This is a genomic window from Brevibacillus brevis (assembly GCF_031583145.1).
Classification (GTDB): Bacteria; Bacillota; Bacilli; order Brevibacillales; family Brevibacillaceae; genus Brevibacillus; species Brevibacillus brevis_E.
Genome location: NZ_CP134050.1, coordinates 1,383,633 through 1,397,465 on the forward strand (window position 1 = coordinate 1,383,633; position 13,833 = coordinate 1,397,465).

A 13,833-nucleotide genomic window follows, 5' to 3' on the forward strand; every position below is an offset into this window, starting at 1 on the left:
ATGATCAACTCGTGACTGCCTTGTGAACACTTTGTCACAGAAAAACTACGAAATCTTGAACGAAGCAAAAAAGAAGTACAAAATGAACGGCTCTCTGATAGTATGTAGATGCGGTTATGACATGTGTTCACCTGCATTAAAAAAATAGGTCCATGCATTTTTGTCGTTGTGTGAAAGAGGGAGGGATTAGGAGAATGAGTGGAGGAAAAATGCTGAGGCAATTTCATTTTTGGGTCTTGGCAGCTTTAGCAACCGTCCTGCTGTCCGGATGTGGAAATGATTATCTTGTCCTGAATCCGAAGGGACCCGTTGCCGAAACGCAGTACAATCTCATTATCATCTCGGTGATTTTGTGCGCAATCATAATTGTTCCCGTTCTCGCGCTTACCGCTTTTATCGTATATCGATATCGCGATACACCAGAGAACAAGGCACCTTACAAACCGACTTGGGCGCATAACACGGCTCTCGAGGTTATCTGGTGGGGGATTCCGGTCGTCATTATCGCCATTTTGGGCTATTTCACGGTGCGTGACACATACGCCTTGAAGGAGAACCCGAATCAAGCAGTGAAGCCGATGACAATCCAAGTCACGGCGCTGGATTGGAAATGGATGTTTACTTACCCGGATCAAAATATTGCTACGGTCAACTACTTAGAAATTCCAGCTGGTGTGCCGATTCATTTCCAAGTGTCTGCCGAAGCGCCAATGAACTCGTTCTGGGTACCTGAGCTGGGCGGCCAGATTTACGCGATGTCCGGCATGGCTACGGAGCTGTACCTGCAAGCCGATAAACCTGGCGAATTCGCTGGCTTTAGCGCGAACTTCTCGGGTGAAGGCTTTGCCCACATGCAGTTCAAAGTGGTAGCGAAGCCGCAAAACGAGTTTGACCAGTGGGTAAAAGAAGTGAAAGGCACGACGCCTGAATTGACCAAGGAAGGATACGATGAGCTGAAAAAGCCGGGCGTATCCGATGAAAAAATGTATTCTGCTTTCCCGAAAGGCTTGTTTGAAGAGATTGTTCAGAAATACAGCCACGGCCATGACATGAATCACGTCTTCCAACCGGACGGAGAAGCAACCGCCGATGACAAAGGACAGAACCATGACATGAGCCAGATGCCTGGAATGGATCATTCCGGCATGAATCACTAAGGGAAAGAGAGGAGGACTACCAAGTGTGGGAGAACATTAAGGATTTTGCGTCCACGTTCTTTGTTACAGGTGATCCGCTGATCTACGGGGCAGACGTCTCTATTGCTCTGACTATGGTCGCGATCGTCTTTGTCCTTACCAAGTATAAAAAATGGGGTTGGCTGTGGCGTGAATGGCTGACTACCGTTGACCATAAACGAATCGGGATCATGTACTTGATCGCCTCGCTGCTCATGCTGTTCCGCGGTGGGGTCGACGCTCTCCTGATGCGTTTGCAGCTGGCGTTCCCGAACGTAGAATTCCTGCATTCGGATCACTACAACGCCATTTTCACAACGCACGGTACGATCATGATCTTGTTCATGGCGATGCCGATGATGTTTGGTTTGTTCAACATGGTCGTTCCGCTGCAATTGGGCGCGCGCGACGTCGCCTATCCGTTCCTGAACGCAGTCAGCTTCTGGCTGTTCATGCTCGGTGCGATGCTGTTCAACCTGTCGTTCGTCATCGGGGGTTCCCCGGATGCAGGTTGGCTGTCGTACCCGCCGCTGTCCGAAAACCAGTTTAGCCCGGGACCAGGACAGAACTTCTGGATCTGGGGGATACAGATCTCCGGTATCGGTAGCTTGGCTACGGGGATCAACTTCATCGTGACCATTTTGAAAATGCGCGCTCCTGGCATGAAGCTTTCCAAAATGCCGCTGTTCAGCTGGTCCGTACTGTCCAGCTGCATCATGATCATCTTTGCTTTCCCGATCTTGACAGTTACGATCGCGCTGCTGTTCCTTGACCGCTTCGCAGGCGCCCACTTCTTCACCATGGGCGGCGGAGGCAATCCGATGATGTACCTCAACCTGATCTGGATGTGGGGTCACCCAGAGGTATACATCGTAGTCGTACCAGCATTCGGTATTTTCTCTGAAGTCGTTGCGACGTTCTCGAAGAAAACGATTTTCGGCTACAAATCCATGGTGTGGGCTTTGATGGCCATCGCCATTGCATCGTTCTTTACCTGGGCTCACCACTTCTTCACGATGGGTACCAGCGCCAGCGTCATCGCGTTCTTCGCGATATCGACGATGGTCATTGCGATCCCGACCGGGGTGAAGGTATTCAACTGGCTGTTTACAATGTTCCGCGGCCGGATATCCTTTAAACAGCCCATGCTGTGGACGATCGCCTTCATTCCTTGCTTCGTCGTAGGTGGCGCGACCGGTGTCATGCTGGCTGTCGCTCCTGCCGACTATCAGTACCACAACAGTTACTTCCTGATTGCCCACTTCCACCAAGTGTTGATCGGTGGGGTCGTGTTCGGTTACCTGGCAGGGATTTACTACTGGTGGCCAAAACTGTTCGGCTTCAAGCTGGACGAAAAGCTCGGACGCTGGGGCTTCTGGTTCTGGAACATCGGTTTCTACGTCTGCTTCATGCCGCAATACGCACTGGGCTTCATGGGTATGACTCGTCGTTACTACACGTACGGATGGGACCGCGGTTGGGCTGACCTCAACCTGATCTCGACTGTCGGGGCGTTCCTGATGGGGATCGGTTTCATCTTCCAAGTATGGCAAATCGCTTACAGCATCAAGCACGGCGAGCGCGACACAACGGGCGACCCGTGGAATGCACGTACGCTGGAATGGTCGATTCCTTCTCCGGCACCGTTTTACAACTTCGCCGTCGTTCCTACCGTGAAATCTGCCGATGACTGGTGGGAGACGAAACAAGCCAAAGCGAACGGCACCTATAAAGAGGAACCTGTGCATCTGGAGCCGATCCATATGCCGAAAAACTCGGGTATTCCGTTTATTATGTCTCTCTTCTGGTTCCTGGTCGGATTCGGCTTTACGTTCCACTGGGTATGGATGGCCGTCATTGGATTTATCGGCGTAGCGCTGTGCATGTGGGCACGTTCCTTCCAATACGATACGGATTATTACGTACAGGTGGATGAAGTGCGACGCACGGAGGCTTCTTTTGGGAGGTTTTATTAATGCAAATGACGCAGCACGACCACGGTCATGCGCACGATCATGAACATGGCCATGAAGAGCATGAACAACTGAAGGTCCTCGGTTTCTGGATCTTTGTTGTGACTGACTGTATCTTATTCGGTTCGTTGTTTGCCACTTTTGCGGTGCTGATGCACAACTACGCAGGAGGGCCGACAGGAAAAGAACTGTTCGAGCTTCCGGGGATCATCGCTTCGACCTTCATCCTGCTCACCAGCAGCTTCACGAGCGGTCTGGCTGTCCTGGCGATGAACAAAGGCAAAGTCAAAGAAATGATTTCCTGGCTGGCAGTGACCGCCGTACTGGGTCTGGCCTTCGTAGTGCTGGAGATCAACGAGTTTACGCATCTGGTGCATGAGGGAGCCACCATGGCTACCAGCGCCTTCTGGTCCGCATTCTTTACGCTTGTCGGTACGCACGGACTTCACGTTTCGGTCGGTTTGTTCTGGATGGTGGCGCTGATGATTCAGCTGAAGCGCCGCGGCATTACACCGGTAACCCGCCGCAAAGTGACCAACCTGAGCTTGTACTGGCACTTCCTGGACGTTGTGTGGATCTTCCTCTTCACAGTCGTCTACCTGTTGGGGGTGATGTAGGATGACACAACATGAACACCATGGAGATCATCACAATCACGGATCGCTCAAATCGTATGTGATCGGCTTTATTCTGTCGATTGTGCTCACCATCATTCCGCTGGTGCTGGTCATGAACTCTATGCTCAGCAAAACCGCAACGGTAATTACCATCATGGTGATGGCGATCCTGCAGTTCGTCGTGCAGCTGTTCTTCTTCATGCACATTCGCGAAGGCGAAAAGCCGCGCTACAACGTACAGACGCTGGTCCTCGGTCTGGTGATCGTCTTCACGATCATCGCCGGATCGATCTGGATCATGACGTTCAACAAGTATTAATCGGAAATAGCAAGCCTCTCGGGATTTCCCGGGAGGCTTTTTGCTGTCTTTACCGGCAGGGAACCCGCAGGTAGCTTTTTCCATACGCTACTAGTGAGACTGCTAGGGAGGGAGAAGCGTTGGTGAAACGGCTGAGTGGGAAGCTTGCGCAGGAATACGGTGTTACGGTTCACCGCATGGAGCGGATCCCGACGCCCAAACATACAAGCGTTTTCAAACTTCGAACGGATCTGGGGACCTATATCCTCAAAAGCCTTCATACCTCGAGAGACCGTCAGCTGTTCATCCTTGAGGCGGAAGACTACCTGCGCGAACAGGGCATCCGCATCCCGGAGGTGGTTCCGACCCTGGATGGCAAGCCGTATGTTTGGTGGCGGAGGAATGTGTACGTCCTGCAGCGATTTTGCCCGGGAGGCCCGATCAATCTGCGCTCATCCGGCAAGATCAAGAGAGCGGGAAGCCTGCTCGGGCAATTCCACAGGGTGTCGGTGGGCTTTGATTCCGAGCTCAGCGGGCGATACGTAGGTTCGAGCAGCTGGATCCGGGAGTACGATGACGATTTGGCCTCGATACAGGCGTGGAAAAAGAGGGAAAGCCGCAACCCTTCCGCAAAGATCCAGGCAATCATGCCATACGTGCGGTTCTTTCAGCAGGCAGGAAGCACAGCGCGCGACTTGCTGCGCCGAAATGCGTACTTCACGGAATGGTGCAGCCTGCCGGTCCGGGAGCACTTTCTCTGCCATGGCGATTTGCATCAGCGCAATATTTTGTGCGATGCGGCTGAAGCGACGATCATGGATTGGGAAGATGTCCGGTACGATTTTCCTTCCAAGGATTTGACCCGTCTTCTCGACAGCGTCATCGCACACGACCCAAATTGGAAAGCGAAGAAGCTTCACCTGCTGCTGTCCGCCTACCTGCAAGAAAACCCGCTCACTTCGCAGCAAAAAAGCCTGCTGTTTGTGGACATGGCTTTTCCCCATATCTTTGAGCGGTTTTTACGCAAGAAAATTTACGTTCGGATGAGCTTGAATCAGGTGAAACAGTTCCTTCGCAGAGAAAAGCAAAAGACCAAAGAGCTGCTGCGAAGGGCGAGGGAGGGACAAACAGCCATCCAGCAGGAGGAAGCGAGCGCCTCTTCTGGAATCACGGCCGCTCCTTGTCACCGCGAAGCGATCCGTGGTAAGATGGGGTAATTTACCACAGGGGAGAAGGAGAGGAGAAGATGGCGGGTCAGGTGCACTTGGCGACTCCATCCATGGAGTGGCGAGAAGAGTATATGGCTTTTTACCAAGAGTGGAAGCAAAGCGGGGAGAGGATCGTCCCGTGGATCGTGGACAAGGACCCGACCGACTTCGCGGCGTACGTTCGCTTTTTGCAGGACGAAAGTCTCGGCGCGAATCTGCGGCCGGGGTGGGTGGCGACGTCTACGTATTGGCTGGTCAACGAGCAGGGCAAGATCGCAGGAGCGGTCAATATACGCCATGGTTTGACGGACAAGCTGCTGGAAACGGGAGGCCATATCGGCTACGGGGTGGTTCCGTCCCAGCGGAGAAAAGGCTACGCTACCCAGATTCTCGCGCAGTCGCTGCAAAAGGCGAGGGAGCTGGGGATCACGCGTGTGCTTGTGACATGCGATCGGGGCAATGCCGGCTCGGAGAAGACCATCGTAAAAAACAGCGGCGTATTCGAGTCGGAATTCATCGAAGCGGACGGCAATGTAGTGCGGCGGTTTTGGATCGAGCTGTAGACGAAAGAGAGGGAGAGAAGCCCTCTTTTTTTTATTTGGGGTGTTGATAGATATCTTTTGTTTTATAAATATTCTTTATATTCCGAATAGTCCTTGCCTATTTATATCCCTCGAAATAAAATATCAGTAATATTCTTCTAGCTATACTCCTGACAGAAAATTCATACGATATATAATCCAGCCATTGTTGGACTTATATAAATTGTTCTTACTCAAAAAGGAGTGAAGCATCTACGTTATGAGAGTGAATGTACAAGGCGAGCGTTGGTTCCCGTCGGAAAAGGTATTCTCGGAGGATATGCCCGAGCTGTGGGGCAACTGGTATTGTGATTCAGAGGTGGGCACGCTTCGTTCCGTCTTGATGAGAAGGCCGGGTCAGGAAATCGAAATCGTAAACGAGAGCAATTTCTCGGAGTTCCGCTGGAAGGCGGCGATGGTGCCGGAGCGGGCTCGGGCTCAGCAGGATGCATTGGCCCAGATCTACCGGGATCACGGAATTGAGGTTCACTACGTGGAAAACATGCGGGAAGACAAGCCGAATGCCCTGTATTTGCGAGACCTGGTCGTAACGACACCAGAGGGAGCTATCGTCTGTCGGCCGGCGATCGAAGCGCGGCGGGGGGAAGAGAGGTACGTCGCCGAACAGTTGGCCAAGCTGGGTGTGCCGATCATCAAGACGATCAACGGTGATGGTTTTTTCGATGGTGCATGCCTGATGTGGGTCGATCGGCGGACAGTCATCATCGGTACAGGGGCTCGGGCCAACGAGGCAGGGGCGAAGCAGGTCGAAGCAGAGCTGCGCAATCTCGGAGTGACCGATTTCATTCGCTTTCCGATTCCGTATGGACACGCTCATATCGATGGGCTCCTGAACATTGCGGATAAACGGACGGTGGTCCTGTTCCCTTGGCAGGTTCCCTACGATGTTGTCAAACCGCTGTTAGACAGAGATTTTACAGTAATCGAAGCGACCAATCCGGTCGAAGTGAAAGAGACCTTTTGCACGAATTTCGTAGCTCTTCAGCCGGGAAAAGTCGTCATGCCGGCGGGGAATCCGGAGACGAAAGCCAAGATGGAGATGGCCGGGATCGAGGTGATCGAGACGGAAATGGACGAGATCATAAAGGGGTGGGGCTCCATCCACTGTATGACGGCGTTTTTGCGCAGAGATCCGCTGGTCATCGACTGACTGGCAATATACGTGAATCGATTAGGGGGGAATGACGATGAAGAAATGGGCGTTCATATGGATCGCTTTGCTGCTGGTGATGATGACGGGATGTTCCCAGGAGGCCGTAGGGGGAGTGAGCGGCCCCTCGACCATCCAAAAAGTAGTGGACAAGAAGAAGCTGGTCATTGGTACATCTCCCGGCTACTTCCCGTTTGAGATGAAAGACAAGGAAGGAAAATTCGTTGGATACGATATGGACTTGGGCAGAGCGATTGCAGACGCCTTGAAGGTGGAAGTGGAGTTTAAAGAGTTTGAGTTTAGCGGCCTCATTCCTGCGTTGCAGACGGGGGATATCGACATGGTCATCTCGGGTGTGACGATTCGGGGGGATCGCGCGCTGGCTGTCAGCTTCTCGGACCCGTATTACTCTGCAGGCCAAGTGATCATGGTGCCAAAAAAGGACGGATCGACGAAGACATGGCAGGACCTCGACCAACCGGGGAAAAAGATTACCGTTTCCCAAGGGACGACAGGAGCCTTGCTGGCCAAGCAATTGTTCAAAAATGCGCAGGTCATGGACTTTGATGGCTTCACCAATGCGGCGCTGGCCGTGAAGCAAGGACAGGCCGATGCGATCGTCTTTGACGAGCCGGGCATCCGAGTGTATGAAATTTTGAATGGCGACTCCGTCAGAGGTGTGTACGATGTCTTGTCCAGCGAAAATCTGGGGATCGCCGTACCGCTGAACGACCATGCCACGGTGCAATGGCTCAATTCATTTTTGGCCTCGTATCGCAATGGACCGGCTGATCAGGCGTCCATCCATAAATGGTTCAAATCGAACGAATGGATCAATCAGGTCCAGCAGAGCAACTAGCCGCTCATGACTCCCGGAAAGCAAACGGATAGAAGGAGGTTTGGGCAAAATGGGTGGATCGTGGAGTGTGATTCCGCAAAATCTTGATTTGCTATGGGACGGCTTGCTGTTAACGCTGCAATTGTCCGCATGTGCGCTGCTCGTCAGCATACCAGTGGGAATCCTGCTGGGCCTTTGCAGGATTTCCCGCAATCGGGTTGTTTCTTTTCTGGCGGTCAGCTATGTGGAATTTATCCGTGGTGTTCCCTTGCTGGTCCTGTTAATGTGGATTTACTTTGTTCTTGGAAAGATCTTGAAGCTGGGACCTTTTTGGTCAGGTGTTGTCGGCTTGGGACTGTTTTCCGCAGCATTCATCGCGGAAATCGTCCGGGCAGGGATTCAAGCTGTGCCCCGTGGACAGATGGAAGCAGCGCGCTCTTCAGGAATGAGCTATGTTCAGGCCATGCGCCTTATCATATTGCCGCAAGCGTTCCGCAAAGTGCTGCCGCCCATGGCTTCCCAATTTATCACGCTGATCAAGGACTCTTCTCTGGTTTCGGTCATCTCCGTGGTTGATCTGACGCTGGTCGCCAAAAACCTGGTTGCGACTTCCTTTCGCGCCTTGGAAGTGTGGACCTTTGTCGCCATTCTGTATTTCTGCATCACGTTTTTCCTGTCGCAATTAATCAGTTTGCTCGAGCGGCGATATCGCGTATCGGATTAAAGGAACGCTGCCAAGAATTTGCGAAGGAGGGTGGACTGTGATCCGAATCAAGCAGGTGAACAAAAGCTTCGGAAGCGTACGAGTATTGAAAGACATCGATCTGGAGATCCCGCAGTCGCACGTCTACGCCCTGATCGGACCAAGCGGCGCGGGCAAAAGCACGCTGATTCGCAGTATCAACGCACTGGAGTCCATCCAGGGCGGAGAGATTATCGTAGATGGCATTTCTGTCCATGACAGGAAGACCGACATCAATCGTCTTCGTTCCGACATTGGTTTCGTCTTTCAATCGTTCAATTTGTATCCTCATCTTACGGCTGTGGAGAATGTCGCCATTGCCCCGATACAAGTGAAAAAGGTGCCGAAAGAGCAGGCAGAAGAAAAGGCAAGAGCACTGCTGGCCTCCCTCGGGCTGGGAGAAAAATTCGGGTCATATCCTGCTCAGCTTTCCGGCGGGCAGCAGCAGCGGGTGGCCATTGCCCGGGCGTTGGCGATGGATCCAAAGGTGATGCTGTTCGATGAACCGACCTCAGCGCTTGATCCGGAGATGATCAAGGAAGTCCTCGACGCCATCCGGAATCTGGCGTCCACTGGAATGACGATGGTCGTCGTTACCCACGAGATGGGGTTTGCCCGGGAAATTTGCAATCAGATCGTATTTATGGCGGATGGAAAGATCGTGGAAGTGGCTTCACCTGAAGTGTTCTTTACCAATCCCCAGACAGATCGGGCGAAGGATTTTCTCTCCAAGGTATTAAATCACTAGGCGAGAGAGGGGAGGCATGGATGTGAAAGCCGATTTGATCCGAGCCTTCCTCCTATTAAACCGGATCCCATCCGCAACATCGTGCCCAATCTCGTCTATTCGGCCAGAGGCAGTGAGGTCGAGACCGTCATCATCGACGGGCAGATCATTATGGAAGACCGCAAGCTGCTGACCGTGGATGAAAAGCAGCCGTTCGAGCAGTGCAGGAGGCAGCAAAGAGCATCAGCCCTCGCTCTCGTGACGATATTGCGGCAGCCCGCAGTGACGTCTACCAAATGATGGAGGATGGATATTTATGACGACGATTTACACGAACGGAAAATTTTATACTTTCGACGCCCATCATCCGCAGGCAGAGGCAGTGGTGGTCAGAGACGGCAGAATCATCGACTTGGGAAGCCATCGCGATATGCTTTTGCAGTGGGGACGATCAGATGCAGTCGTGAAGGATCTAAGTGGAAAAATGGTCACACCGGGCCTGATTGACAGTCACCTGCACATGTCCGCGATCGCGACGAAGCTGCTGACGACGGATCTCGGAAAGGTCACCTCCAAAGATCAGCTGCTGCAAGCAGTAAAGGAGCAGGCTGATCAGACGCCCGCCCATGAATGGGTACAAGGCAGGGGATGGGACGAGAATCGATTTGCGGACGGCGTATTGCCTACCATCGAAGAGCTGGACAGGGTCGCGCCGCACTGCCCGATTTTTCTGACCCGGGTATGCGGTCACGTCTATTTGGTGAACAGCAAAGCGCTTCAGGTCGCTGGCTATCACACAGACATGGAGATTCCGTCTGGCGGTACCGTCGTGCTGGATCCACAGACGAAAAAACCGACGGGCTTGCTGCTGGAAACGGCATCGGCCATCATTACAAGGCACATTCCAGAGCCTAGCTACCAACAGTTCAAGGATTCGCTGCGCCAGGCGATGCGGCTCGCGATTGAAGTCGGCCTGACGAGTGTCCATACGGAGGATCTGCGCACGTATGGGAGCTTGGATCAAACGTGGCAGCTGTACGACGAGCTGCTGAACCAGGAGCAAAATCGGCTTCGCTGCAATCTGCTCATCTACTATCCACATGTGAAGCGACTGCGGGAGCTCGGTATGTATGCAGGTTACGGGAACGAGACACTGCAGATCGGCGCTGTCAAAATTTTTGCCGACGGGAGCTTTGGCGGTCGAACGGCTCTCCTTTCTGCGCCGTATACGGACGATCCGGGCAACGTGGGAAGTGAAATCCACGACAACGATACCTTGCATGCGCTCTTTCGGGAAGCACGGGACGCACACATGCCGATTGCCGTGCACACGATCGGGGATCAGGCATTGGAAAACGTCTTGAATACGCTGGAGCGATTCCCGGCGGTAGCCTTCCGTGACCGCATCATCCATACGTCCTTGCTTCGTCCGGATCAGCTGCAGCGGCTGAGGCGCCCGAGTATCGTTGCCGATATCCAGCCGCGGTTTGTCGCCTCCGACTTCCCATGGGTAGCGGATCGAATCGGCCGGGAGCGGGCCGAACAAACGTATATCTGGAAGAGCATGCTCGAGGCTGGCATTATGTGCGCGGGAGGTTCGGACGCGCCGGTGGAGCCGCTGGAGCCGCTGTTGGGCATTCACGCCGCAGTCACCAGGAGAACGCCGGAGGATACGCACGGAGGATACTATCCTGCCCAAAACCTGACGATGGAAGAAGCTCTGCGTCTGTTCACCTTTGGCGGCGCGCTGGCCACGAATGAAGAGACCATCAAAGGCAGCATCAGTCGCGGAAAGCTTGCAGACATGACGGTCTACTCGCAAAACCTCCTGGAGCAAAAGGACGCTGATGAGGTGCTGCAGACGAAAATAGACATGACAGTAATCAACGGAGAAATTTGCTATGAGCGCGGAGGAAACAAAAACCTTTGTGAAATCTGAGTGGCGGATGCATAGAGAGAGTGGGGAAAAAGCAAATGTAACGGGTAGGGCAGCCTACTATTCTTCAAACCTGCTGGAGGATACACTTCAGGGGTTTTCTTTTTGAAAACATAGTATATAATTATGTTGTGTTACACAATATGGAAAGGGGAGCTGCACGTGTACGATATCATCATTATCGGAGCAGGTCCAGCGGGCGGCAGCGCAGCGCTGTTCGCGGCCAAAGCAGGAAAAAAGACGCTGTTGATTGACAATGATAAAAGCATGACCAAACGCGCCTGGATGGAAAATCACTACGGCATCATGGAAATTTCGGGTCCCGACCTGATCGAGATCGGGAAAAAGCAGGCGGAGAAATTCGGCGCCGAGCTGGTGACCGATCAAGTGACCAACATCGTAAAAGGCGAACAGGGTCTGACCGTAGAAACGGCGGAAAAAGGCTCCTTTGAAGCGAAACACGTGATTTTGGCTACGGGTGCGCTGGTCAATCTGGCTGAAACAGCGGGCGTCAAGACCAAGGAAGGCACCGAGCCGCGCATCAAGACCGTGGTGGATGTGGATGCCCAAGGCAAGACCAATGTCCCCGGGATCTGGGCGGCAGGTACGTGCGCTGGCGTGAGCGTACATACGATCATCACCTCCGGGGATGGGGCCAAAGTAGCGATCAACGTCATCAGCGAGCTGAACGGCGAGCGCTATGTGGATCACGACGTTTTGAAAACGAACTAAGCTTTGCAGGAAAACGGCCAGTCAACACGAATGCTATCGTGTTTGGCTGGTTATTTTTGTTTCTGACTTAGGCTAGCCTATAGGAGGAGGCGAAATTGACTATCATAGGAGAAAATAGTCTGATTATGAACCAATTGGAGGGAACTGCTTGATTGCCAAGGAGAGCAATGTGAAATTCGTCCTGGCAGGGCTTTTGCTCGGCCTGCTGATGGCGTCGATGGATAATACGATCGTGGCGACTGCGATGGGGACGATCGTCGGGGAAATGGGCGGGCTCGACAAGTTCGTCTGGGTGACATCGGCCTACATGGTTGCGACGATGGCAGGGATGCCGATCTTTGGAAAGCTGTCCGACATGTACGGACGAAAACGGTTTTACGTATTTGGACTTATCGTCTTTTTGCTAGGCTCGATATTATGCGGAACCGCGAACAGCATTGTGCAGCTGAGCATCTACCGCGCTATCCAGGGGATTGGCGGCGGGGCTCTGATGCCGATCGCCTTTACCATCATCTTCGACGTGTTTCCACCGGAGAAACGCGGAAAGATGACGGGATTGTTCGGTGCTGTATTCGGGACGTCCAGCGTGCTTGGTCCGCTTTTGGGCGCGTACATCACCGAGTATTTCGGCTGGCACTGGATCTTCTACATCAATGTGCCGATTGGCCTGGTATCGCTCTGGTTCCTCTCCGTCTACTACAAAGAGTCGCTGGAGCATCGCAAGCAAAGCATCGACTGGTGGGGGGCGATCACACTGGTCGGGGCCGTCGTGAGCCTGATGTTCGCGCTGGAGCTGGGCGGAAACCAGTACGCCTGGGGCTCCGTGCAAATCCTGGGACTGCTGGCGTGCTTCGCAGTGCTGTTCGTCCTGTTTTTGCTGATCGAGACGAGAGCGTCGGAGCCGATCATCTCCTTTTCGATGTTCAAAAGGCGCCTGTTTGCGGCGACCAACGCTGTCGCATTGCTGTACGGCTCGGCATTCATCATCTCCACGGTGTACCTGCCGATTTTCATCCAGGGGGTGTACGGAGGGTCTGCGGCGAATTCAGGCATGCTGTTGACGCCGATGATGCTTGCCTCCGTGTGCGGCAGCCAGCTTGGCGGGATGCTTACGACAAAAATGAGCTTCCGCCGAATCATGCTTGTGTCCGCCGTCTTCTTTGTCCCCGGGCTGTTTTTGCTCAGTACACTCTCGACGGATGTGCCGCGCTGGCTGCTCACCGTGTACATGATCGTGACAGGATTCGGCGTCGGTTTTTCCTTTTCGGTGCTCGGCATGTCGGCCATTCACGGCTTCGATATGCGGCAGCGCGGTTCAGCCAGCTCGACGGGCTCGTTTTTCCGTTCGCTGGGGATGACGCTGGGCATCACCGTTTTCGGGATCGTACAGCGCAACTTGTTCACAAGCGACATGAGCGCCGCATTCGCCGGACAACCTGGCCTCGAGGTCTTCATCGCGGATCCGCGGGCCATCCTTTCACCGGAAGCGAGGGCTTCCATCCCGGCTCCCGTCCTGGAGCAGATCACGGGTTTTCTCGCTTCGTCGATTGCGCACACCTTCCTGTGGGCGCTGGTTCCGGCCGTGCTGGCTGTCGTCGGCATCGTACTGATGGGCAGCGAGCGGGTGCAAATGAAGCCATCCGCGAAGCCGAATCCGTAAGCGGGACGGCGCGCCTGGCAAAAAGGCATCTCAGAAACGGGCTTCGCGGGCCGGGTCGGCCATGTGTGGAAGCCCGGTCTGCCGATTTTGAAATAATTATGAACATTGGACATTTGCCATTCTTTTGATAGTTTTTCGTTTATAATGATGGTAATTACTTTCAAGGATGGTATGG

Annotated in this window: 14 protein-coding genes; all 14 read left to right on the forward strand. The window is 53.4% G+C overall.

Annotated features, from left to right (window positions below):
* Positions 1 to 194: 194 nt before the first annotated feature.
* On the forward strand, positions 195 to 1,157 hold the full coding sequence (qoxA, locus tag RGB73_RS07065) for a cytochrome aa3 quinol oxidase subunit II (protein ID WP_310770420.1): 963 nt from the start codon (positions 195 to 197) through the stop codon (positions 1,155 to 1,157).
* A 23-nt stretch (positions 1,158 to 1,180) separates the two neighbouring features.
* Positions 1,181 to 3,151 carry a cbb3-type cytochrome c oxidase subunit I gene (locus RGB73_RS07070; RefSeq protein WP_310770422.1) on the forward strand — a complete coding sequence of 657 codons (1,971 nt, stop codon included), beginning with the start codon at positions 1,181 to 1,183 and terminating at the stop codon, positions 3,149 to 3,151.
* A gap of 5 nt (positions 3,152 to 3,156) precedes the next feature.
* Positions 3,157 to 3,765: a cytochrome o ubiquinol oxidase subunit III gene (gene cyoC / locus RGB73_RS07075; protein ID WP_310774173.1), complete on the forward strand. Its 609-nt coding sequence runs from the start codon at positions 3,157 to 3,159 to the stop codon at positions 3,763 to 3,765.
* 1 nt (position 3,766) lies between these two features.
* Positions 3,767 to 4,084 (forward strand): cytochrome o ubiquinol oxidase subunit IV, encoded by a 318-nt coding sequence (gene cyoD / locus RGB73_RS07080; RefSeq protein ID WP_310770423.1) that lies wholly within the window; start codon positions 3,767 to 3,769, stop codon positions 4,082 to 4,084.
* A gap of 122 nt (positions 4,085 to 4,206) precedes the next feature.
* A complete protein-coding gene (locus RGB73_RS07085; RefSeq protein ID WP_310770425.1) occupies positions 4,207 to 5,280 on the forward strand; it encodes a phosphotransferase in 1,074 nt (357 codons plus the stop codon).
* Between the two features lie 29 nt (positions 5,281 to 5,309).
* A complete protein-coding gene (locus tag RGB73_RS07090) occupies positions 5,310 to 5,834 on the forward strand; it encodes a GNAT family N-acetyltransferase (RefSeq protein WP_310770427.1) in 525 nt (174 codons plus the stop codon).
* A 238-nt stretch (positions 5,835 to 6,072) separates the two neighbouring features.
* The gene (locus RGB73_RS07095) at positions 6,073 to 7,023 is read left to right on the forward strand and encodes a dimethylarginine dimethylaminohydrolase family protein (protein WP_310770429.1); all 951 of its coding nucleotides are present in this window, start codon (positions 6,073 to 6,075) and stop codon (positions 7,021 to 7,023) included.
* Between the two features lie 37 nt (positions 7,024 to 7,060).
* The gene (locus RGB73_RS07100; RefSeq protein ID WP_310770431.1) at positions 7,061 to 7,882 is read left to right on the forward strand and encodes a transporter substrate-binding domain-containing protein; all 822 of its coding nucleotides are present in this window, start codon (positions 7,061 to 7,063) and stop codon (positions 7,880 to 7,882) included.
* A 49-nt stretch (positions 7,883 to 7,931) separates the two neighbouring features.
* Complete coding sequence (locus tag RGB73_RS07105) at positions 7,932 to 8,585, forward strand: amino acid ABC transporter permease (protein WP_310770433.1); 654 nt, start codon at positions 7,932 to 7,934, stop codon at positions 8,583 to 8,585.
* A gap of 37 nt (positions 8,586 to 8,622) precedes the next feature.
* Positions 8,623 to 9,351, forward strand: a complete 729-nt coding sequence (locus RGB73_RS07110) for an amino acid ABC transporter ATP-binding protein (RefSeq protein WP_310770435.1) — start codon at positions 8,623 to 8,625, stop codon at positions 9,349 to 9,351.
* A gap of 81 nt (positions 9,352 to 9,432) precedes the next feature.
* Positions 9,433 to 9,630 carry a hypothetical protein gene (locus RGB73_RS07115; protein WP_310770437.1) on the forward strand — a complete coding sequence of 66 codons (198 nt, stop codon included), beginning with the start codon at positions 9,433 to 9,435 and terminating at the stop codon, positions 9,628 to 9,630.
* Positions 9,631 to 9,646: 16 nt separating this feature from the next.
* The gene (locus RGB73_RS07120) at positions 9,647 to 11,269 is read left to right on the forward strand and encodes an amidohydrolase (RefSeq protein ID WP_310770439.1); all 1,623 of its coding nucleotides are present in this window, start codon (positions 9,647 to 9,649) and stop codon (positions 11,267 to 11,269) included.
* Between the two features lie 159 nt (positions 11,270 to 11,428).
* The gene (locus RGB73_RS07125) at positions 11,429 to 11,998 is read left to right on the forward strand and encodes an FAD-dependent oxidoreductase (RefSeq protein ID WP_310770441.1); all 570 of its coding nucleotides are present in this window, start codon (positions 11,429 to 11,431) and stop codon (positions 11,996 to 11,998) included.
* A 148-nt stretch (positions 11,999 to 12,146) separates the two neighbouring features.
* Complete coding sequence (locus RGB73_RS07130) at positions 12,147 to 13,658, forward strand: MDR family MFS transporter (protein WP_310770443.1); 1,512 nt, start codon at positions 12,147 to 12,149, stop codon at positions 13,656 to 13,658.
* Positions 13,659 to 13,833 lie beyond the last annotated feature (175 nt).